Here is a 20,325-nt window from a genome sequence, read left to right as displayed (position 1 = left end):
CTGACGACGCCCGACCATTCTGTCTCGGGCGCGCTCCGCGCCGGCTGTCTCAGACACCGTTGTCCCGCCCGCTTCGCCGGGCCGGCCGCCGCGCCCCGCGTATCCCGAGGCACAGCAGACAACGGAGGACGCCGCGATGGCGGTCAGCAGCATCCCGGCCCGTTCCGAGGACCCGACGGCTCGCCCGACCCGAGCGCCGCGCCGGCCACGGGGTGAGGGTCAGTGGGCGCTCGGCCACCGCGAGCCGCTCAACCCCAACGAGCGGATCAAGAAGGACGACGACCCGCTCAACGTCCGGGCCCGCATCGAGACCATCTACGCGCATCGCGGCTTCGCCTCGATCGATCCGCAGGACCTGCGGGGCCGGTTCCGCTGGTGGGGCCTCTACACCCAGCGCAAGGCGGGCATCGACGGCGGGCGTACCGCGGTGCTGGAGCCGCACGAGCTGGAGGACGAGTTCTTCATGCTCCGGGTCCGCATCGACGGCGGGCAGCTCAGCCTTGCCCAGCTGCGGGTGATCGCGGACATCTCCCGGGAGTTCGCGCGGGACACCGCCGACATCACCGACCGGCAGAACATCCAGTACCACTGGATCCGGGTCGAGGACATGCCGGAGATCTGGCGTCGGCTGGAGTCGGTCGGTCTGCAAACCACCGAGGCCTGCGGCGACTGCCCGCGGATCGTGCTGGGCAGCCCAGTCGCCGGGGTGGCCCGCGACGAGCTGCTCGACCCGACCCCGGCGATCGACGAGATCGTCTCCCGGTACGTCGGCGACAAGCAGTTCTCCAACCTGCCCCGCAAGTTCAAGACGTCGATCTCCTGGCTGGTGGACACCCCGTACGAGTCGAACGACATCGCCTTCCTCGGTGTCGACCACCCGGAGCACGGGCCCGGCTTCGACGTCTGGGTCGGCGGGGGACTCTCCACCAACCCGATGCTCGCCAAGCGGCTCGGCGTCTGGGTGCCGCTGGCCGAGGTGCCGGACGTGTGGGCCGGGGTGGTCGGGATTTTCCGCGACTACGGCTACCGCCGACTGCGCAACCGGGCCCGGTTGAAGTTCCTGGTGGCCGACTGGGGCGTGGAGCGCTTCCGCGAGGTCCTGGAGAAGGACTACCTCGGTCGTACGCTGCTCGACGGCCCGGCGCCGATCCTGCCGTCGAAGCCGGTCGACCACGTGGGCGTGCACGAGCAGGCCGACGGGCGGCACTACGTGGGCGCCGCTCCGGTGGTCGGGCGGGTCTCCGGCGCGCAGCTCAGCCAGCTGGCCGACGTGGTCGAGGCGCACGGCAGCGACCGGGTGCGGCTCACCCCGTACCAGAAGCTGCTGGTGCTCGACGTGCCGTCGGAGCGGACGGAGTCGCTGATCGACGCGCTGCGCGGAATCGGTCTGGAGGCCCGGCCGTCCGCCTGGCGGCGCGGCACGATGGCGTGCACCGGCATCGAGTACTGCAAGCTCGCCATCGTCGAGACGAAGGCCCGCGGCGAGGAGTTGGTGGCCCGGCTGGAGCAGCGGCTGCGCGACTTCGACGCGGACATCTCGATCCACATCAACGGCTGCCCGAACGCGTGCGCACGCACCCAGGTGGCCGACATCGGGCTCAAGGGGCAACTGGTGGTCGGCCCGGACGGCCGGCAGGTCGAGGGTTTCCAGGTGCACCTGGGCGGCGGGCTGGGCATGGCCCAGGGGCAGACCGCCGGTTTCGGCCGCAAGCTTCGCGGCCTGAAGACCACCGCCGACGAACTTCCGGAGTACGTGGAACGGCTGGCCCGTCGCTACCTGGCCGGTCGGAGCGAGGGCGAGACGTTCGCCAACTGGGTGATCAGAGTCGACGAGGAGGAACTGCGGTGAGCAGCGAGAACCGAGCGGCACCTCTGTACTGCCCGTACTGCGGCGAGGAGGACCTACGGCCGCACGAGGCGGGTCACGGCGCCTGGGAGTGCCACGCCTGCACCCGGGTCTTCTCGGTGAAGTTCACCGGGTTGCTGAGTCGGGCGGTGACCTCATGAGTCTCGTCTCAGCCGCGAGCCTGCGCCTGGTGGGCCCGGGCGGCTCGACGTCGGCCGACCCGGCCCGGCGCGACCCGGACGAGCTGCGGGCCCTGGCCGAGCAGGCCGCTCGGGACCTGGAGGGCGCCCCGGCACTGGAGATCGCCCGCTGGGCGGCGCAGACCTTCGGTGAGCGGTTCTGCGTGACCAGCTCGATGGCCGACGCCGTGCTGGCGCACCTGGTCTCCCGGGTGGCCCCCGGGGTGGACGTGGTCTTCCTCGACACCGGCCTGCACTTCCCCGAGACGCTACGGGTACGCGACGAGGTCGCCCGGACGCTGCCGGTGAACGTCAGGTCGATCCGGCCCCGGCTCACCGTCGGCCAGCAGGACGGCCAGTACGGCCCTCGGCTGTTCAACAAGTCGCCGGACGACTGCTGCCAGTTGCGCAAGGTGGAGCCGCTGGAGCGGGCGCTGACCGGGTACGACGCGTGGGCCGCCGGTCTGCGTCGGGACGAGTCGCCGAGCCGAGCCAACACACCTGTGGTGACCTTCGACGCCCGTCGGGGCAAGGTCAAGGTCAACCCGATCGCGGCCTGGTCGCAGAAGGATGTGGACTCCTACATCGCCCGTTTCAACGTGCCGGTCAACGAGCTGTTCAAGCAGGGTTACGGGTCGATCGGCTGCTGGCCGTGCACCCGCCGTACGAAGGCCGGCGAGGACGCGCGGGCCGGCCGGTGGGCCATGTTCGAGAAGACCGAGTGCGGGCTGCACGTCTGACCTCCCCGGCGACGCCCCTGACCGGCCTCGGTGCGGCTGGCGGGGCGGACCCGGTGGTGCTTGTCGCGCACGGCAGTCGTGACCCACGGGCTGCCGATGCCACCCGGGCGCTGGCTCGGGCGGTGTCGGCGGCCCGGCCGGGCACACCGGTGTGGGCGAGTTGGCTGGACCACACCGAGCCGGGGCCGACCGAGGTGCTGCGGGACCTGGCCGTGGCCGGTCACCGCCGGGCGGTGCTGGTGCCTCTGCTGCTGACCGCCGCGTACCACCATCGGGTGGACATTCCGGCGGCGGTCGCCGCGGCGACGCGGTCCGGGCCACCGCTGTCGGTACGGGTGACCGATGTGCTCGGGCCGGCGGAGGACACTCCCGATCCTGGGCTGCTGGCCGGGCTGTGCCGACGGCTGGGTGAGACGCGTCCGGGCCGCTTCGACGCGTTGGTGCTGGCCGCGGCGGGCACCCGGGACGCGCGGGCGCGGCGATCGGTGGGCCGGGTCGCCGATGCGCTCGGCGTGGAGTTCGGGGTGCCCTGCCGGGTGGCGTACGCCTCGGCGGCTCCACCAGCGGCCGGTGTGGCGGTGTCCCGGTTGCGGGCGTCCGGCGCGCGTCGGGTCGCGGTGTCCGCGTACTTCCTCGCGCCGGGGCTGTTCCATGACGCGGTGACCGAGGCGGCCGGGGCGGCGGGTGCGGTGGCGGTCGCCGCGCCGCTGACCGACGCACCGGAGTTGGTCGAGTTGGTGCTGCGTCGGGTCGACGATCGGCCGGTGCTGGCGTCTACGGGCTGACCCGTGCCGGCGCTGTGTGATCCGGCCCGTGCGGGCACTGGGTGATCCCGGCCCGTGCGGGCACTGGGTGATCCGGTGCCGGACAGCAGAACGCCCCGGTGGGCGAACCCACCGGGGCGTACAGCTGTGTGTTGGGGTTCAGGCGGAGTGAGCGCGCAACACCCGGAGACCGCCGCGCCGCTTGACGGCGCGCCGCTCCTCCTCGCTCATTCCGCCCCAGACGCCGGCGTCCTGACCAGACTCGAGTGCCCACTGAAGGCACTGGTCGGTCACGGAGCAGCGCCTGCAGACGGCCTTGGCCTGCTCGACCTGCAGCAGAGCCGGTCCAGACGTCCCGATCGGGAAGAACAGCTCGGGGTCCTCGTCGCGGCAGACACTATGGTGACGCCAGTCCATGGCGGCAACACTCCTCATTCTGGATGGGTGGCGAACAATTGCTTGTCGTGCTTTTCCTATATGCATCCGCAGTGCCGATGGTGACAGTTAGCGTCTGTCCATTCGGCAGTGCGTGAGCAGGCGTTCAGCGCCGGGGACCTGCTGGAACAGCTCAACCTGACGAGCATATCCAGGCAATGTCCCGGTAACTCAAGTTCGCTTGTGAATACTTTCACGAACAGTCGCGATGTCAAGGGTGACGCTCGGAAAAACTCCGGGCGGTGAGCAAGCCCACAACCCATTTGTCCGGATTCCAGTGCTTTCCTGGTTACCCGCCGTGCCACAGTCGAGGATCAATATAGTACAGTCCGCGTGACATTGCTGACATTTCCGGCACCTGCCCCTCGGTGTGGCGGCGACCAAGTCGATCGGTTGTGGCCACCGTGTCGACCAAGGGCAGTACCCGAGACCTAGCAGATTACTCTCAGTGCGGCCGGAACGGAGGTGAATCTGACTTTCTCCCGCTCGCCGAGATAGTCCCCGTCCAGCTGGAACGCCTGCGGACGACTGGAGACCAGCGTGAACTCCGCGGTGTCATGGAGTCGTAACACCTGCCGACCGCGTGGATCCGGTTGCCGGGACAGGAACTGCGTCACTGTCCGTGTTGTGCTAGCCACCCGGAGCTGACGCAACGCCAGCACATCGAGCCCGAGATCGAACGACGCCGCCGGGTTCGGGTTGACCTCCCGGTCGCCCAGGTACGTCCACGGCGCCGTGTTCTGGATGATGACGGTGGCCAGCTCGGCCTCCGCCGGCTCACCCGGACGCTCCAGGACGATCGCCGGATGCCGCCGGTCCGAGGCGAAGAAGTACTGGTTCATGATCGAGCGCAGATAGAGCGATGGTGTCGAGACCCGCCCCTTCCGCCGGGCCTGCTCCACCCGGTGGATCACCGCGGCGTCCAGGCCGAAGCCGGCGCAGAAGGTGAAGTAGCGGTCGTCGGCGAGGCCCAGCCCCACCGTCCGGCTCCGGCCCAGCCGCAGCCCTTCCAGGATCATGCTGGTCGCCTCCGGCCACTCCCGGGGCAGACCCACAGCGCGGGCGAACACGTTTGTCGAGCCACCGGGGACGGTCGCCAGCGCGGGCAGTCGCTCCGCCATCGGCGCGTCGCCGGCGCGAGTCGGCGGTTCGGCCGTCATCAGGCCGTTCACCACCTCGTTCACAGTGCCATCGCCACCCAGGGTGACGACCAGGTCGACGCCCTCAGCGGCTGCCTCCCGGGCCAGCGCCACGGCGTGTCCACGCCGACGGGTGTAGCGCACGCTGAGATCGACTTCGCTGCGCAGCGCCCGGACGAGCACGTCCCGGCTGCGTTCGCTGGTGGTGGTGGCCTTCGGATTGACCACCAGGACGGCCCGCATGGGCGGCACTGTACCTTCCGGCAGCCCGGGTATCGTGGCGCGCGTGACCATCGACTCGGACCCGATCCCCGTCACGCTCCGCTGGGCGGTCCGGCTGCTGTGGGCGGAGGCGGCCGTCGTCGGGCTGATCGCCGTCTGGCTGATCTGGGCCGACCTCACGGCCACCCGCACCGACCTGCTGGTGGCATTGCTGGTGACAGTGTTCGCCATCGGGGCGGCCGTCGCGCTCTGGGCCCTGGGTCGCGCGCTGCTACGCCGTCAGGCGGGCGCACGAGCCCCCGCGATAGTGCTTCAGCTGATGGTGCTGCCGATCGGGTGGTTCATGATCCAGGCCGGACTGGGTTGGCTGGGCGTGCCGCTGATGGCGCTCGGCCTGGGCGTGGCCTGGCTGCTGATCTGCCCACCGACGACCCGGGCCCTCGGCTTCGAGTGACCCCGCCGGTGCGTCGGACCGGTTAGTAGCCGCCGGAGCGGCGGGTGAGCAGCGCGATCGTGGCCCGATCGTCGGCGGAGGTGGCGGACGCCGAGGTGGTCAGCGCGGTGAGCACCTTCCAGGCGAACGATGACTCGCCGGGCAGGGTGGCACCGCGCACGGTCGGCACCGTCACCTCGACGGTCAGCGCGTCCTCGGTGACCGCGAAGCGGCACTCCAACTCGGCGTCGCGGGTGGCGATGGCGAGCAGCATGGCGCACGCCTCGTCGACAGCGATCCGTAGATCCTCGATCTCGTCGAGCGCGAACTGCAACCGGGCCGCGAGACCGGCGGTGGCGGTGCGGAGCACGCCGAGGTAACCGCCGTCGGCAGGCACCGTGAGGTGCACCACGTCGTCGTCGGTCGCTGGCTGGCCAGTCAGTTGAGTCACGCCTCATCCCCCCGGTCGGGGACTCTACCCGGTCAGTCGCCCGTACGCGTGCCGGCGGTGGTGGCGTGCTCGGCCAGCTCGCGGAGCGCGGCGCCGCTGAGTCGGTAGGGAACCCACTCGCTCATCTGTTCGGCGCCGATCGAGGCGTAGAACCCGGCCGCCGGATTCCAGTCGATCATCCACCACTCCAGCCGCTGGTAGCCGCGTCGTACGCAGATGTCGGCCAGCGCGGCGAGCAGCAGTCGACCGGCTCCGGTGCCCCGGGCGGCCGGCCGGACGTAGAGGTCCTCCAGGTGGATGCCGTGCACGCCGGCCCAGGTGGAGAAGTTGAGGAACCACAGCGCGAAGCCGACCGGCTCGTCGTGCGCGTCCACCGCGACGTGACCGAAGAGCGCCGGAGCGGTCGTACGACCGCTCCAGCTCGGCGCGTCTGACGCCACGCCGCGACCTGGAGCAGTCGCGAAGAGCGCCGAGGTCAGTTGCTCGGTGGTGAGGTGGCACTGCTCCGCGGCACGCTCGTACTCGGCCAACTCGTGCACCATGGCGACGACGGCCGGCACGTCCTCGGGACGTGCCGGCCGGATCGTCGGGATGACCGGGGAGGTCACGCCTTCTTGGTCTCCCAGAAGATCTTCGAGATCTCGTCGATCTTCGCGAGCAGCTTGTCGGCGGTGGCCGGGTCGAGGCTGCCCTTGACGCCACCGGCGCCGGCGAGCTTGGTGGCCTCGTTGAACAGGCTGTGCAGGTTCGGGTACTTCTCGAAGTGCGGCGGCTTGAAGTAGTCGGTCCACAACACCCAGAGGTGGTGCTTGACCAGCTCGGCGCGCTGCTCCTTGATGATGACGGCGCGGGTGCGGAACTCCGGGTCGGTGTTCGCCTGGTACTTCTCGCAGATCATTTTGACCGATTCGGCCTCGATCCGGGCCTGAGCCGGGTCGTAGACACCGCACGGCAGGTCGCAGTGAGCGCTCGCGGTGACGCGGGGCGCAAGGATGCGCGGAAGTCGCATCGGGATCCTCCATGGGAAGTTTGCGATGATCAAAGGCGACATTACTCCTGGGAATGCTCCCCGAACGGAGTGGAGGTGAAACCAGTGGCCGCCGATCACCCGGCTGAGGTGCCCCGGTTGCGCGGGCCGCTGACCGCCGTTCTGGTGACCGGCCCGTCCATGGCCCCGACCCTGCGGCACGGCGACGCGGTTCTGGTTCGTCCCGGTGGCCGCCCGATCCGCGCCGGCGACGTGGTGGTCGCGGTCTTCCGGACCCGGCCCGATCTGCTGGTGGTGAAGCGTGCGGTTCGGCCGCAGGACGGCGGCTGGTGGCTGCGTGGCGACAACGACCTGATCACCGATGACTCCCGGGCGTACGGGGTGGCCGACGTACGGGGGCGGGTGGTGGCCCGCTACTGGCCACGCCCCGGACGGGTACCTCGCCGTCAGTTATGACCCTGCTCACATCCGAGGGGTGGTGCCGACACTATGCTCGGAAAGTGCCCGGGTGACCCCCCGCACCGCGTGCCACCGCTCGCCGCCCACCTCGCGGCGAGGCAGGCCGCCTCACATCTGCTCGACAGATCCTGGAGTCACCACCATGTCGTCGTCCACCGTGGACCCCGCTGATCCCGTCTTCCTCCTGCACCGGGGCGGCAAGATGGCCGTCACCTCGACAGTGCCGCTCACCAGCCGGGAGGACCTTTCCCTGGCGTACACCCCGGGGGTGGCCCGGGTGTGTGAGGCGATCGCCGCCGACCCCGCCCTGGTGGACGACTACACCTGGGTGTCGCACACGGTCGCGGTGGTCACCGACGGCTCGGCGGTGCTCGGGCTGGGCAACATCGGTCCCCGGGCCGCGCTCCCGGTGATGGAGGGCAAGGCGGTGCTGTTCAAGCAGTTCGCCGGGGTGGACGCCGTGCCGGTGTGCCTGGACACCCAGGACGTGGACGAGATCGTTGCCGTGGTGCGGGCGCTGGCACCGTCCTTCGGTGGGATCAACCTGGAGGACATCAGCGCGCCGCGTTGCTTCGAGATCGAGCGTCGGCTCGACGAGGCGCTGGACATCCCGGTCTTCCACGACGACCAGCACGGCACCGCCATCGTGGTGCTGGCCGCGCTGCGCAACGCCGCGACGCTGCTCGACCGCAAGCTCGGTGACCTGCGGGTGGCGGTGAGCGGCGCGGGCGCGGCCGGCGTGGCCGTGACGAAGATGCTGATCGCCGGGGGCGTCAACCCCGACCAGGTGGTGGTCTGTGACTCCAAGGGAATCATCGGCCGGCACCGCACCGAGCTGACCGGCACCAAGGCCGAGTTGGCGGCGAGCACCAACGCCGACGGCCGCCACGGCGACATCACCGAGGCGTTGCGCGACGCGGACGTGCTGGTCGGGGTCTCCGGCGGGCAGATCCCCGAGGCCGCGGTGGCCGGGATGGCGCCCGGCGGGATCGTGTTCGCGTTGGCGAACCCGACCCCCGAGGTGCACCCCGAGGTGGCCGCCCGGCACGTCGCTGTGGTCGCCACCGGGCGCAGCGACTACCCGAACCAGATCAACAACGTGCTGGCCTTCCCCGGTGTGTTCCGCGGCGCGCTGGATGCCGGCGCCACCCGGATCACCGAGGCGATGAAGGTCGCCGCCGCGGACGCCATCGCCGGTGTGGTGGCGGAGTCCCTGACCGCCGACGCGATCGTTCCGTCCCCGCTCGACCCGCGCGTCGCGCCGGCCGTGGCCGAGGCGGTCGCCGAGGCCGCCCGCCGCGACGGCGTCGCCCGCCGCTGAACGCACGCGTTGGCCGAGGGCGCTCCGACGCCGCCGGCCTGTGCGCACGCGTGGGCCGGGGGCGTTCCGACGCCGCCGGCCTGTGCGCACTCGTTGGCCGGGGGCGCTCCGGCGCAGCATGCGCCGCCGGCCTGCGCGCAGGCTTCTTAACGAGCGCTCAGCTTGTTACCGTGCCGATCATGCGTGCTGCCTTTGCCTCCCGTTTCGACGACGCCGATCCGCTCGCCGCGCTCACCGTCGGCGAGCGGCCCGAGCCGACCCCTCCGGCTGACGACTGGGTGACCGTGCAGTTGCGGGCCACCTCGCTCAACCACCACGACCTCTGGTCGCTGCGCGGGGTGGGTCTCACCGAGGCCCAGCTGCCGATGATCCTCGGCTGTGACGCTGTCGGGCTGGACCCGGAGGGGCGCCCGGTGGTCGTGTACCCGGTGGTCGTCACACCAGGTGACCCGCGCGGGGTTTCCATCCTCTCCGAGCACTTTGCCGGGACGCTCGCCGAGCGGGTGGCCGTACCCCGGTCGAATCTGATCCCGCTGCCCGACGGCATGGCGGCGACCGACGCGGCGTGCCTCCCCACGGCCTGGCTGACCGCATGGCGGATGTTGACCACCAAGGGCCGCGTCGCGGACGCCGACAGCGTGCTGGTCCAGGGCGCGGGCGGCGGCGTGGCCACAGCGGCCGTCGCGCTCGCCGTCGCGATGGGCAAGCGGGTGTACGCCACCAGCCGCGACGCCGTCAAGCGGGACCGGATCTCGGCCCTCGGCGCCATCGCCGTGGAACCCGGTGCCCGGCTGCCGGAGCGGGTGGACGTGGTGATCGAGACGGTCGGTGCGGCCACCTTCGACCACTCGCTGAAGTCGGCCGCGCCGATGGCCCGGATCGTGGTCTCCGGCGCGACGGCCGGGCACGAGCCGTCGGTCAACCTGCGCCGGGTGTTCGCCATGCAGCTGGAGATCCTGGGCACCTCGATGGGCACGCCCGGCGAGCTGTACGAGCTGCTGGCGTTCTGCTCCGACAACGAGGTGCGCCCGGTGGTGGACAGCGTCATCCCGTTCAGCCGGGTCGAGGACGCCTTCGCCCGACTGCACTCCGGCGACGCCTTCGGCAAGGTCGTCATCGACCACACGGCCTGACGCGCACCGCGCGCGGCGTCGCCGCCCCGCCCGGCCTGGTCCCGCCTGGCCTGGTCCCGCCTGGTCCCGCCTGGCCTGGCCTGGCCCGCCGCAAGATCGCGCAACATCACGGAAATAGTGGCCTCCGCGTCGTGGGAGGCCACTATTTCCTGGTTACTGCACGATCTTGTGGCGGTCGAGTGCCGGAGCGGCCGTCAGAGGTGGTCGTCGAAGGTGGCGATGTCGCCGCGCGTCGCGTCGGTGGAGATGCGCTTCTTGGCGTCGGCGTCGCCGTAGAGCGACCAACGCAGGAACTCGACCGACGTGTCCGAGACGACCCGCAGCGTCGCGCCGTCGCCGAGCAGCGCCCGCCCGTGGTCGCCCTTGGGCAGGCTCAGCATCGCCTTCGGCCAGGGCACCTTGTCGTACGCGGCCCTGCCCGCCGCGTACTCGACCACCTCGTCCAACTCGCCGTGCACGAACAGCTGTGGCGCTGCCGCACCCGCGAACGCGGTGCCCACGCCGAGCGCCGTGCCCGCGAACACCACACCCGCGTCCAGCCGCTCGTCCCGGCTCGCGGTGAACAGGCCGATGGTGGTCACCCCTCCCGCGGAGTGCCCGGCCGCGGCCACCCGCTCGCCGTCCAGCCGGCCGCGCAACGCGTCGCCGGCCTTGCCGTCCAACGCCAGCACCTGGTCCAACGCGTACGACACGTCGGCGGGTTGGTTGAGCACGTCGAGGACGTTGTTGTCAGCGCCCCGCGAGGTGTGCGGGAATGTCGGCGCGGCCACCACGAAACCCGCCGCCGCCCAGCGGGTCAGCAGCGTCGCGTAGTCGTCCGGTCTTCCACCCAGGCCGTGACTGAACATCACCACCGGGAACCGGCCCTCAGCCGCCGTCGCCGACCGCTTGGCCGCGCCGCCAGACTGCCCGGCCGCCGGGTACCAGAGCGTCGTCGGCAGCGCGCGGCCGTCCCGGTTCAGCTTGAGCTGGCGTACGCCGACCGCGAAGGCGCGCTGCGGGGCCTCGCCGGCGGGGACCTGCGGTGTCGGCGTGGCGGCGGGCGGTGGCTCGACGGGCGCCTGCTGACCCTCGGTCTTCCTGGCGTCCGCTGAGCAGCCGACCAGACCGGCCATGAGCACGGCGCTGGCCAGCAGGGCGGGGGTGACGCGACGTGGCATGAATCCGATTGTGCCTCGCCCCGCCGACGTGCCTGGTGGACTTCGACGCGGTGTGCCCGTCGACTCACCCAGCGCTGCGCGGTCGGTATCAGGCCGTAGCACGTTCGGCGAGCGGGCGTCGCCGACATGCGGCGTCGGTCAGCGCGCGCGGAGGGAAGGCGGCGTTGGGGGTGTACCGGTTCGTTCCAGCGCAACGATCTCGTCGATCCGGTCGGGGGCGCGTCGTTCCGGCATCCAGACCGGGTGCATCTGCTTGAACTCGACCTGGGCCGCCACCTGTGTCGGTCGGGTCAGTGGGCCGGGCGGGACTCGTAACGGGTCAGGGTGGGGGAGTGGGCGTCGGCGGGGAGGCGGGCACCGGCGGCCCGGTCGCCGTAGAGGGTCCAGCGCAGGAAGTCGGTGGTGGTGGCGAGCACCGGGGCGAAGCCGGGGTGACCCGGCGTGAGGTAGGTGCCGTGGTCCTGGCCGAGCAGGCTGAGGAACCCGGCCGGCCCGGGGGTGCGGGCGTACGCGGCCCGGCCGACAGTCACCGGCACCACCGGGTCGGCCGTGCCGTGCACGAAGAGCACTGGCGCGGCCGGCCCGGCGAAGCTGCCCGGCAGCCCACCGCCAGCGATCACGATCCCGGCGCGTAGCCGAGCCGGGTGACCCTCGCTGAACATGCCCGAGGTGGTGAAGCCGCCCGCCGAGTGCCCGGCGGCGGCGACCGAGGTCAGGTCGAGGTGCCCGGCGAGGGGATCGACAGGGCTCCGGTCGAGGTCGCCCAGATACCGGATCAGTCGCCAGGCGTCGGCCGGCTGGTGGCGTACGTCGGCCCGGGTGAAGTGCGCGGCACCCTGTCGGGTGTGCGGGTACGCGGGTGCGGCCACCACGAAGCCAGCCGCCGCCCAGCGGGTGGTCAGGCCGGCGTGCAGCTCGGGCAGGCTGTCCAGCCCGTGGCTGTAGACCACCACCGGGAACCGTCCGGCCGCCACCTGATCGGTCGACGCCGGGTACCAGATCGTCACCGGCAGGGGGCGCGTCGAGCGCGGATCGAGGGTGAACGTACGCACGCCGACGGCGTACGACACCTCGGGCGCCCGACGCGCCGACACCGGCCCGGTGGCCCCGCCGGCCACGGCGGTGGCCGGCGCACAACCGGCCAGCAGCGCTGTCACCAGTACGGCCATCAGCCGGCCCGCCCCCATCGTTCCACGGTAGGTGCCGGGCGGGCGTGGCGGCCCCGCCGTCCGGCTCGGGTGCACGCGCCACCCGGTCGGTCCCCTCCGCCGGCCGGGTCCACCCCTGGGACGCCGCGGGCCGGGGACGGTGCCGCCTGGCCGGCTTCGCTAGGGTCACCGACATGCCTGAGAACTACACGGACCCCAGCGGCAACACCGAGGCGTTCCGCGCCTTCAACCAGACGCCGGAGACCGCTGCGCCGACGGAGGCCCCGTCCCGCCTGCCGCTCATCATCGGTGCGGCAGTGGTCGTCGTGGTGCTGGTGGCACTCGTCGCCTGGCTGGCGACCGGCTGATCGAGACGCCTGGCTGGCGTCTCGCTGATCGAGTCGCGTGGCTGGCGCCGGCACCGAACGGGCTTCACCGACTCGCGCGCACCCTCGGGTTCCCCGGGGGTGCGCGCCTCAGTTGCGTCAGGCCGCCCCGACCACGTCCCGGGTCTGCCGGGCGATTTCCCGCTCCTCGTCGGTGCGGATGACGCAGACGCTCACCTCGGCGCCGTCGGGCGAGATCAACCGGTCACCCTCGCCGTCGTTGCGGGCATCGTCCACTGTGATGCCGAGCCGGCCCAGGCCGGCCAGCGCGGTGGTCCGCACCGGCGCGGCGTGCTCGCCGACCCCGGCGGTGAAGGCGATCGCGTCGACCCGACCGAGCAGCGCGTAGTACGCCCCGACGTACTCGGTGATGCGCCGGCAGTACACGTCGAAGGCCAACGCCGCCGCCCGGTCACCGGCCGCCCGGCGTTCGAGCACCTCGCGCATGTCGTTGGCGCCGGTCAGCCCGAGCAGGCCGCTGCGGTGGTTGAGCAGGTCGTCGATGTCGTCCACCGACAGCCCACCCTCGCGGCGCAGGTGGAAGATCACGGTTGGGTCCACGTCGCCGCTGCGGGTCCCCATCACCAGCCCCTGTAACGGGGACATGCCCATCGAGGTGGCGACGCTGCGACCGTTCGCCACCGCGCAGGCGCTGGCCCCGTTACCCAGGTGCAGGGTGATCGTGTTGATCTGCTCGTACGGGCGGCCCAGCAGTTCGGCGGTGCGCCGGGACACGTACGCGTGCGAGGTGCCGTGGAAGCCGTACCGGCGGATGTCGTACCGCTCGGCGGTGTCCCGGTCGATCGCGTACGTCGCGGCGGCCTCCGCCAGGGTGTGGTGGAACGCGGTGTCGAAGACGGCGACCTGCGGGACGTCCGGCAGCGCCGCGCGGGCCACCTCGATGCCGGCCAGGTTGGCCGGGTTGTGCAGTGGGGCGAGCGGCACCAGATTCTTGATCGCGGCCAGCACGGCGTCGTCGACGAGTACCGGCGCGCTGAACGTCCGGCCGCCGTGCACCACCCGGTGTCCGACCGCCGCCAGCCCGGCCAGGTCCAGCCCGTCCAGGATCTGCCGGACCGCCTCGGCGTGGTCCGCCGGGCCGCCGCCGGGCTCACCGATCCGCTCGACGGTGCCGTGGTCGAGTGCCCGGTCACCGTCGTAGCGGCGCCACTTCACCGACGACGACCCGCAGTTGAGCACCAGTACCCGACTCACGACGCCTCCTCGGTGGCCGCCTGGATGGCGGTGATCGCCACGGTGTTGACGATGTCCGGCACCGTGGCACCCCGCGACAGGTCGTTCACCGGCCGCCGCAGGCCCTGCATCACCGGGCCGACGGCGACCGCCCCGGCCGAGCGCTGCACCGCCTTGTACGTGTTGTTGCCGGTGTTCAGGTCCGGGAAGATGAAGACGGTGGCGTGCCCCGCCACGGGGCTGTCGGGCAGCTTCGTTGCCGCCACCGCCGGGTCGATCGCCGCGTCGTACTGGATGGGCCCCTCGACCAGCAGGTCGGGCCGGCGCTCCCGGACCAGCGCGGTGGCCGCGGCGACCTTCTCCACGTCGGCGCCCGCGCCGGAGCTGCCGGTCGAGTACGACAGCATGGCCACCCGGGGTTCGATGCCGAACCGGGCGGCGGTGTCGGCCGACGAGATCGCGATGTCGGCGAGCTGGGCCGCGTCCGGGTCGCGGTTGACAGCGCAGTCGCCGTAGACCAGCACCCGGTCGGCGAGCAGCATGAAGAAGACGCTGGAGGCCACCGAGACGTCCGGCAGCGTACGGATGATCTCGAACGCCGGCCGGATGGTAGCTGCGGTGGTGTGCGTGGCCCCGGAGACCATGCCGTCGGCGCGGCCGGTGGCCACCATCAACGTGCCGAAGTAGTTGGGCTGCGCCACGATGTCGTGCGCCAACTCGGCGGTGACGCCCCGGTGGGCGCGCAGCCGGGCGTACTCGGCGGCGAAGTCGTCGCGCCACTCGCTGGCGCCCGGGTCGACCACCTGTACGTCGCCGAGGTCGATGCCCAGCTCCCGGGTGCGTCGGGAGATGTCGTCCGGCCGGCCGAGCACCGTCAGTTCGGCCACTCCACGCCGTAGCAGGATCTCCGCCGCGCGCAGGATCCGCTCGTCGGTGCCCTCCGGCAACACCAGGTGCCGGGGCTTCGAGCGGGCACGGTCGATCAGCTCGTTCTCGAACATCAGTGGGGTGACCCGCGCCGACCGGCTGAACCGCAGCCGACGGGCCAGGTCGTCGGTGTCCACACAGCGCTCGAACGCGCCGAGCGCGGCCTCCACCTTGCGGGGATTTGTCGCGCTGGGCCGGCCCTCGATGCGACTGGACGCGGCCACCGTGTCGTAGCTGTCGAGACGCACGGAGAGCACCGCCAACCCGGTGTTGAGCCCCTCCACCAGCCGCATGACCCTGGGGTCGGGCTGCTCGCCGAGGGTGAGCACCAGCCCGGCCACCGACACCTGCCCGGCCACGTGCGCGGCGCTCGCGGCGACGAGCAGGTCGGCCCGGTCCCCGGGGGTGATCACCAGGGCGCCCTCGGTGAGGTGGCCCAGCACTGTCGGCACGTGCGCCGCGCCGACCACGAAGTCCAGCACGTCGCGACCGAGCGCGGCGTCGTCTCCGGCCAGCAGGGTGGCGTCGAGCGCCGCCGCCACCTCGGCCACCGTCGGCGCGGACACGCTCGGCACCTCCGGGATGGCGTACGCGGGGACCGGCAGGTCGGGCAGCGTCATCGGCGCGGTCACCCGGTTGGCGATCACCGCGAGCACCGTTGCGCCGAGGTCGGCCAGATCGTGGTACGCCCCCCGCATCGCCGACGCGACAGCCGCCGGCTCCTGCCCGAAGCCGTCCACGACCGGCACCACCACGCTGCCGAACTCGGTGGCCAGCCGGGCGTTGAAGGCCAGTTCCCGGGGGTGGGCCGGGTCGCCCGGCTCGTCGAAGTCACTGCCCACCACCACCACCGCCGGGCACTGCCGCTCCACCGCCCGGTAGCGCTCGACGATGGCGGAGATGAGCTGCTCCCGGCGGCCGTCGGCGACCAGCGCCGAAGCCTCGGCGTAGCTCGCCCCGGCCAGTTCGGACAGCGGCACCTCGACCCGGTACCGCTCGCTCAGCAGGGCGAGGATCGGGTCCTGGCCGGTGTCGGCCACCAACGGCCGGAACACGCCGATCCGCCCGACCTGGCGGGACAGCAACTCCGCCAACCCGAGGGCAATCGTCGACTTGCCCCCGCCGGACCCCACGCTGGTGAGGTAAACACTCCGAGCCACGTTCCCACCCCCTGCCCGTTGATCAAGAAGTTTGCGTCAGCTCCGGCCCCCATCGTGACCGAAACTTCTTGATCACCGGGTGCGGAACGGGGTTAGGCGTCTTCGTCGTCGGGGTCGTCCAGGCGAGCTAGGTAGGTTGCCAGGCGCTCGATGGGGGTTTCGAAGTCCGGGTTGAGGTCGACGAAGTCGCGCAGGCGCTCGCCTAGCCACTCCAGCGTGACCTGCTCTTCGCCCCGGCGCTCGACCAGCTCCTCGATGCCACGGTCGGTGAAGTACATGGGTACGTCCTCGTGCTCGGCCCGGCTCGGGCCGGGCGGATGAGATGGCGGGTGGACCGACGGAGCGGGGCAGGACCGTGGTGAAACGGCCCTGCCCCGGCTTCCGTGCTCAGGTCAGGTCACGGGCGGGGGAGTGCCGCCTCGATCAGCGCGTTCTGCTCGACCTCGTGGGTCTTGGCCGAGCCGACCGCCGGGGCGGCCGCGGCCGGGCGGGAGATCCGCCGCAGCCGAACGTCAGTGAGGTGCTCCAGCAGGTTGAGCGCGACGAACGACCAGCCACCCTGGTTGGCCGGCTCCTCCTGCACCCAGGCGAAGTCCTCCGCGTTCGGGAACTGCGCGAGGGCGGCCCGGATCTCCTCCACCGGCAGCGGGTACAGCTGCTCCAGCCGGAGGATCGCGGTGTCGGTGACGCCGCGCTCCTGCCGGGCCTGGAACAGGTCGTAGTAGACCTTGCCGGAGCAGAGCAGCACCCGCTTCACCGACTCCGGCGCCGGGGCGGCCGTGTCGCGCAGCACCGTCTGGAAGGTGCCGGTGGTGAAGTCCTCCACCGACGAGACGCAGAGCTTGTGCCGCAGCAGCGACTTCGGCGTGAACACCACCAGCGGCTTGCGCTTGGGCGACAGGGCCTGGCGGCGCAGCAGGTGGAAGTAGTTCGCCGGGGTCGTCGGGATGGACACCCGCATGTTGTCCTCGGCGCACATCTGCAGGAACCGCTCCGGCCGGCCGGAGGTGTGGTCCGGGCCCTGACCCTCGTGGCCGTGCGGCAGCAGCAGGGTGATGGCGGAGCGCTGGCCCCACTTCACCTCACCGGACGAGATGAACTCGTCGATCACCGACTGGGCGCCGTTGACGAAGTCGCCGAACTGGGCCTCCCAGGCGACGAGGGCGTTGATGTTCTCCACCGAGTAGCCGTACTCGAAGCCCATCGCCGCGTACTCGCTGAGCAGCGAGTCGTGCACGAAGAACCGGGAGCGGTCGCCGTCGCCGGTGAGCGACTTCAGCGGCAGGTAGTCGTCGCCGGTGCGGGAGTCGACCACCGAGGCGTGTCGCTGGACGAACGTGCCGCGACGAGAGTCCTGCCCGGCGAGCCGGACGGTGACCCCGTCGTGCAGCAGCGCCCCGAGCGCGATGATCTCGCCGAAGCCCCAGTCGATGTTGCCCTCGACGGACATCTTGGCCCGCCGGTCCAGCAGCTGCTGGATCCGCTTGTGCGGGGTGAAGCCTTCCGGCAGGTTGACGTGCGCCTCGCCGATGGCCTTGACCACTGACGCGTCGGTGGCGGTGTCGACCTGCGGCTCCGGCTCCTCCTCGCGGCGCGGCCGGTTGAGCTGGCGCGGTGCCGAGGCGGCGTCCCGGGTGGCCTTGAAGACCTTCTCCAACTGCGCCTGGTAGTCGCGCAGCAGCTCCTCCGCGTCCTCCACGGTGATGTCACCGCGACCGATCAGCTCCTCGGTGTAGAGCTTGCGGACCGAGCGCTTCGAGTCAATGATCTTGTACATCTGGGGGTTGGACATCGACGGGTCGTCGCCCTCGTTGTGCCCGCGCCGGCGGTAGCAGACCATGTCGATCACGACGTCCTTGTTGAACGTCTGCCGGTACTCGAAGGCCAGCCGGGCCACCCGGACCACTGCCTCCGGGTCGTCGCCGTTGACGTGGAAGATCGGCGCCTGGATCATCCGGGCCACGTCGGTGCTGTAGAGGCTGGACCGGCTGTACTCCGGGGCGGTGGTGAAGCCGACCTGGTTGTTCACCACGACGTGCACGGTGCCGCCGGTGCGGTAGCCGCGCAGCTGGGACAGGTTGAGCGTCTCGGCGACCACACCCTGCCCGGCGAAGGCGGCGTCACCGTGCACCGCCAGCGGCAGCACCGTGTAACCCTCCAGCTTGAGGTCGATCCGGTCCTGCTTGGCCCGGACGATGCCCTCCAGCACCGGGTCGACGGCCTCCAGGTGCGACGGGTTGGCCACCACCGACACCTTGACCGCGTGCTCGCCGTCGGGGGTGGTGAACTTGCCGTTCTGGCCCAGGTGGTACTTCACGTCGCCGGAGCCCTGCGTCGAGCGTGGGTCCAGGTGACCCTCGAACTCCGAGAAGATCTTCTCGTACGGCTTGCCGACGATGTTGGCCAGCACGTTGAGCCGACCCCGGTGGGCCATGCCGATGACGACCTCGTCCAGCCCGTTCTCGGCGGAGGACTCCAGCACCTCACCGAGCAGCGGGATCAGCGACTCGCCGCCCTCCAGCGAGAAGCGCTTCTGGCCGACGTACTTGGTCTGGAGGAAGGTCTCGAACGCCTCGGCGGCGTTGAGCCGGTTGAGCACGTGCTTCTGCTCGTCGGCGGACGGCTTCTCGTACTTGCGCTCGATCCGTTCCTGGACCCAGCGGCGCTCCTCCGGGTCCTGGATGTGCATGTACTCGATGCCGACCCGGCGGCAGTACGAGTCGCGCAGCACGCCGAGGATCTCGCGGAGCTTCATCCGCTGCCGGCCGGCGAAGCCGTTGACCGGGAACTCGCGGTCCAGGTCCCACAGGGTGAGCCCGTGCTGCAGGACGTCGAGGTCGGGGTGCTTGCGGATCTTGAATTCCAGCGGGTCGGTGTCGGCCATCAGGTGACCGCGCACCCGGTACGCGTGGATCAGCTCGTGCACCCGGGCGGTCTTGTTGATCTGACCCTCGGAGTTGACAGCGACATCGCGCATCCAGCGCACCGGCTCGTACGGGATGCGCAGCGCGGTGAAGATCTGGTCGTAGAAACCGTGCTCGCCCAGGATCAGCTCGTGCATCACCTTGAGGAACTCGCCGGACTGCGCGCCCTGGATGATCCGGTGGTCGTACGTGCTGGTCAGCGTGATGATCTTGCTGACCGCCAGCTCGGCCAGGGTGGCCTCGGACATCCCCTGGTAGGGGGCCGGGTACTCCATCGCGCCGACGCCGATGATCGCGCTCTGCCCCTGCATGAGCCGCGGCATCGAGTGCACGGTGCCGATGCCGCCCGGGTTGGTCAGCGAGATCGTGGTGCCGGAGTAGTCCTCCATGGTCAGCTCGTTGCGCCGCGCCCGTCGGACCACGTCCTCGTACGCCTGCCAGAACTGCCGGAAGTCCATCTGCTCGCAGCCCTTGATGGAGGGGACCACCAGGTTGCGGCTGCCGTCCGGCTTGGCGAGGTCGATCGCGATGCCGAGGTTGACGTGTGCCGGGCGGAGCACCGCCGGCTTGCCGTTGGCCTCGGCGAAGGAGTTGTTCATTTCGGGGTGCTGGACCAGCGCGCGAACCATCGCGTAGCCGACCAGGTGGGTGAAGCTGACCTTGCCGCCGCGCCCACGGGCGAGGTGGTTGTTGATCACGATGCGGTTGTCCACCAGCAGCTTGGCCGGGACTGCGCGCACGCTGGTCGCGGTGGGCACGCTCAGCGAGGCGTCCATGTTCTGGACGATCTTCGCCGCGACGCCCCGCAACGGTGTGGTCTGCGGGCCGTCGGCGCTCGGCGCGGCGGCCTTGGCGGCCGGCTTGGGCGCAGCGGCCTTCTCCGGTGCGGTGGTCTTCACCGGCGCGGCCTTCGTGGCCGGCGCGGCGGGCTTGGCCGGCGCCGCCTGGGCGGCGGCCGGCTTGCTAGCGGTCGCCGGCGTGGCCGGGGCGCTCGGTTGGGCGACGGTGGCGGCTGCCTCCGGCTGACCGTCCGGCTCCGGGGCGGCGGCCGGCTTGTCCGACGATTCGGCGCCGCGCGGGGTGCCCGCTCCCGGTGCCGGTCGGTAGTCGGCGAAGAAGTCGTGCCAGGCCGAATCGACGCTCGATGGGTCGGCGAGGTAGCGCTGGTACATCTCCTCGACGATCCACTCATTCGGGCCGAAACCCGCCAGTGGGTTCTCCTGCGAAGTCTGCTGGGTCGACACGGCCGGTAATCGCCTCTTTCACGCGGGTTTGTGTGGCACGCGGTGGGTCCGTCGCGCCCGATTAGGAGCACG

Annotated in this window: 20 protein-coding genes; 9 read left to right on the top strand and 11 right to left on the bottom strand. The window is 71.3% G+C overall.

The features are described 5' to 3' along the window. Window positions 1-136: 136 nt before the first annotated feature. The 4 genes from NIE111_RS28935 to NIE111_RS28920 are packed head-to-tail and all read left to right on the top strand — an operon-like array spanning window position 137 to window position 3,550. On the top strand, window positions 137-1,849 hold the full coding sequence (locus NIE111_RS28935) for a nitrite/sulfite reductase (protein ID WP_238687428.1): 1,713 nt from the start codon (window positions 137-139) through the stop codon (window positions 1,847-1,849). Continuing rightward, entirely contained in the window at window positions 1,846-2,007 is a 162-nt protein-coding gene (locus tag NIE111_RS28930; protein WP_165435836.1) for a hypothetical protein, read from the top strand. The genes NIE111_RS28935 and NIE111_RS28930 overlap by 4 nt, the downstream gene beginning before the upstream one ends. Continuing rightward, window positions 2,004-2,765: a phosphoadenylyl-sulfate reductase gene (locus tag NIE111_RS28925; protein WP_210784604.1), complete on the top strand. Its 762-nt coding sequence runs from the start codon at window positions 2,004-2,006 to the stop codon at window positions 2,763-2,765. The genes NIE111_RS28930 and NIE111_RS28925 overlap by 4 nt, the downstream gene beginning before the upstream one ends. A gap of 17 nt (window positions 2,766-2,782) precedes the next feature. Continuing rightward, complete coding sequence (locus NIE111_RS28920; RefSeq protein ID WP_238687481.1) at window positions 2,783-3,550, top strand: sirohydrochlorin chelatase; 768 nt, start codon at window positions 2,783-2,785, stop codon at window positions 3,548-3,550. 138 nt (window positions 3,551-3,688) lie between these two features. On the opposite strand, the gene NIE111_RS28915 is transcribed toward NIE111_RS28920, so the two are convergent. Beyond that, window positions 3,689-3,946: a WhiB family transcriptional regulator gene (locus NIE111_RS28915; RefSeq protein WP_088950012.1), complete on the bottom strand. Its 258-nt coding sequence runs from the start codon at window positions 3,944-3,946 to the stop codon at window positions 3,689-3,691. Window positions 3,947-4,395: 449 nt separating this feature from the next. Continuing rightward, window positions 4,396-5,346, bottom strand: coding sequence for a diacylglycerol/lipid kinase family protein (locus NIE111_RS28910; RefSeq protein WP_091406065.1), 951 nt, complete (start codon window positions 5,344-5,346; stop codon window positions 4,396-4,398). 43 nt (window positions 5,347-5,389) lie between these two features. Between NIE111_RS28910 and NIE111_RS28905 the strand changes: the two genes are divergently transcribed. Beyond that, window positions 5,390-5,779 (top strand): hypothetical protein, encoded by a 390-nt coding sequence (locus NIE111_RS28905; protein WP_238687427.1) that lies wholly within the window; start codon window positions 5,390-5,392, stop codon window positions 5,777-5,779. A gap of 22 nt (window positions 5,780-5,801) precedes the next feature. Here the strand turns inward: NIE111_RS28905 and NIE111_RS28900 are convergent, their stop codons facing one another. Genes NIE111_RS28900 through sodN form a run of 3 tightly spaced genes read right to left on the bottom strand, consistent with a single transcriptional unit; the run spans window position 5,802 to window position 7,218 of the window. After that, window positions 5,802-6,209: an ATP-binding protein gene (locus NIE111_RS28900; protein WP_210784602.1), complete on the bottom strand. Its 408-nt coding sequence runs from the start codon at window positions 6,207-6,209 to the stop codon at window positions 5,802-5,804. Between the two features lie 32 nt (window positions 6,210-6,241). Beyond that, window positions 6,242-6,817, bottom strand: coding sequence for a GNAT family N-acetyltransferase (locus tag NIE111_RS28895; RefSeq protein WP_238687426.1), 576 nt, complete (start codon window positions 6,815-6,817; stop codon window positions 6,242-6,244). Beyond that, window positions 6,814-7,218 (bottom strand): superoxide dismutase, Ni, encoded by a 405-nt coding sequence (gene sodN / locus NIE111_RS28890; RefSeq protein WP_088987805.1) that lies wholly within the window; start codon window positions 7,216-7,218, stop codon window positions 6,814-6,816. Before sodN ends, NIE111_RS28895 begins: the two co-directional genes overlap by 4 nt. 69 nt (window positions 7,219-7,287) lie before the next feature. Between sodN and NIE111_RS28885 the strand changes: the two genes are divergently transcribed. From NIE111_RS28885 to NIE111_RS28875, 3 genes are all read left to right on the top strand, one after another. Continuing rightward, window positions 7,288-7,653 carry a S24/S26 family peptidase gene (locus NIE111_RS28885; RefSeq protein ID WP_372488424.1) on the top strand — a complete coding sequence of 122 codons (366 nt, stop codon included), beginning with the start codon at window positions 7,288-7,290 and terminating at the stop codon, window positions 7,651-7,653. Window positions 7,654-7,798: 145 nt separating this feature from the next. Then, on the top strand, window positions 7,799-8,977 hold the full coding sequence (locus NIE111_RS28880) for an NAD(P)-dependent malic enzyme (protein ID WP_238687425.1): 1,179 nt from the start codon (window positions 7,799-7,801) through the stop codon (window positions 8,975-8,977). A gap of 170 nt (window positions 8,978-9,147) precedes the next feature. Continuing rightward, entirely contained in the window at window positions 9,148-10,110 is a 963-nt protein-coding gene (locus tag NIE111_RS28875; protein WP_112583659.1) for a zinc-binding dehydrogenase, read from the top strand. A 194-nt stretch (window positions 10,111-10,304) separates the two neighbouring features. Here the strand turns inward: NIE111_RS28875 and NIE111_RS28870 are convergent, their stop codons facing one another. Both NIE111_RS28870 and NIE111_RS28865 read right to left on the bottom strand, forming a co-directional pair. Beyond that, on the bottom strand, window positions 10,305-11,270 hold the full coding sequence (locus NIE111_RS28870) for an alpha/beta hydrolase family protein (RefSeq protein WP_238687424.1): 966 nt from the start codon (window positions 11,268-11,270) through the stop codon (window positions 10,305-10,307). Between the two features lie 290 nt (window positions 11,271-11,560). Continuing rightward, complete coding sequence (locus NIE111_RS28865) at window positions 11,561-12,457, bottom strand: alpha/beta hydrolase family protein (protein WP_238687423.1); 897 nt, start codon at window positions 12,455-12,457, stop codon at window positions 11,561-11,563. A gap of 155 nt (window positions 12,458-12,612) precedes the next feature. On the opposite strand from NIE111_RS28865, the gene NIE111_RS28860 reads away from it, so the two are divergent. Further along, window positions 12,613-12,786, top strand: a complete 174-nt coding sequence (locus NIE111_RS28860; RefSeq protein WP_167362491.1) for a hypothetical protein — start codon at window positions 12,613-12,615, stop codon at window positions 12,784-12,786. A gap of 117 nt (window positions 12,787-12,903) precedes the next feature. On the opposite strand, the gene NIE111_RS28855 is transcribed toward NIE111_RS28860, so the two are convergent. From NIE111_RS28855 to NIE111_RS28840, 4 genes are all read right to left on the bottom strand, one after another. Continuing rightward, window positions 12,904-14,019 (bottom strand): acetate/propionate family kinase, encoded by a 1,116-nt coding sequence (locus NIE111_RS28855; RefSeq protein WP_238687422.1) that lies wholly within the window; start codon window positions 14,017-14,019, stop codon window positions 12,904-12,906. Further along, window positions 14,016-16,085 carry a phosphate acetyltransferase gene (pta, locus tag NIE111_RS28850; protein ID WP_238687421.1) on the bottom strand — a complete coding sequence of 690 codons (2,070 nt, stop codon included), beginning with the start codon at window positions 16,083-16,085 and terminating at the stop codon, window positions 14,016-14,018. The genes NIE111_RS28855 and pta overlap by 4 nt, the downstream gene beginning before the upstream one ends. Before the next feature lie 92 nt (window positions 16,086-16,177). Beyond that, window positions 16,178-16,363, bottom strand: a complete 186-nt coding sequence (locus NIE111_RS28845) for a DUF6104 family protein (protein ID WP_030490374.1) — start codon at window positions 16,361-16,363, stop codon at window positions 16,178-16,180. A 119-nt stretch (window positions 16,364-16,482) separates the two neighbouring features. After that, a complete protein-coding gene (locus NIE111_RS28840; RefSeq protein ID WP_238687420.1) occupies window positions 16,483-20,253 on the bottom strand; it encodes a multifunctional oxoglutarate decarboxylase/oxoglutarate dehydrogenase thiamine pyrophosphate-binding subunit/dihydrolipoyllysine-residue succinyltransferase subunit in 3,771 nt (1,256 codons plus the stop codon). Window positions 20,254-20,325: the final 72 nt, after the last annotated feature.

The organism is Micromonospora hortensis (assembly GCF_022230935.1).
In the GTDB taxonomy this organism is placed as follows: domain Bacteria; phylum Actinomycetota; class Actinomycetes; order Mycobacteriales; family Micromonosporaceae; genus Micromonospora; species Micromonospora hortensis.
Note: the sequence above shows the minus strand (reverse complement) of the source record. Positions and strands in the feature narration are given on the sequence as shown.

Coding starts and splice junctions, on each gene's coding strand:
- NIE111_RS28935 (WP_238687428.1), top strand. CDS start 137: ATGGCGGTCAGCAGCATCCCGGCCCGTTCCGAGGACCCGACGGCTCGC.
- NIE111_RS28925 (WP_210784604.1), top strand. CDS start 2,004: ATGAGTCTCGTCTCAGCCGCGAGCCTGCGCCTGGTGGGCCCGGGCGGC.
- NIE111_RS28915 (WP_088950012.1), bottom strand. CDS start 3,946: ATGGACTGGCGTCACCATAGTGTCTGCCGCGACGAGGACCCCGAGCTG.
- NIE111_RS28910 (WP_091406065.1), bottom strand. CDS start 5,346: ATGCGGGCCGTCCTGGTGGTCAATCCGAAGGCCACCACCACCAGCGAA.
- sodN (WP_088987805.1), bottom strand. CDS start 7,218: ATGCGACTTCCGCGCATCCTTGCGCCCCGCGTCACCGCGAGCGCTCAC.
- NIE111_RS28880 (WP_238687425.1), top strand. CDS start 7,799: ATGTCGTCGTCCACCGTGGACCCCGCTGATCCCGTCTTCCTCCTGCAC.
- NIE111_RS28870 (WP_238687424.1), bottom strand. CDS start 11,270: ATGCCACGTCGCGTCACCCCCGCCCTGCTGGCCAGCGCCGTGCTCATG.
- NIE111_RS28865 (WP_238687423.1), bottom strand. CDS start 12,457: ATGGGGGCGGGCCGGCTGATGGCCGTACTGGTGACAGCGCTGCTGGCC.
- NIE111_RS28860 (WP_167362491.1), top strand. CDS start 12,613: ATGCCTGAGAACTACACGGACCCCAGCGGCAACACCGAGGCGTTCCGC.
- NIE111_RS28845 (WP_030490374.1), bottom strand. CDS start 16,363: ATGTACTTCACCGACCGTGGCATCGAGGAGCTGGTCGAGCGCCGGGGC.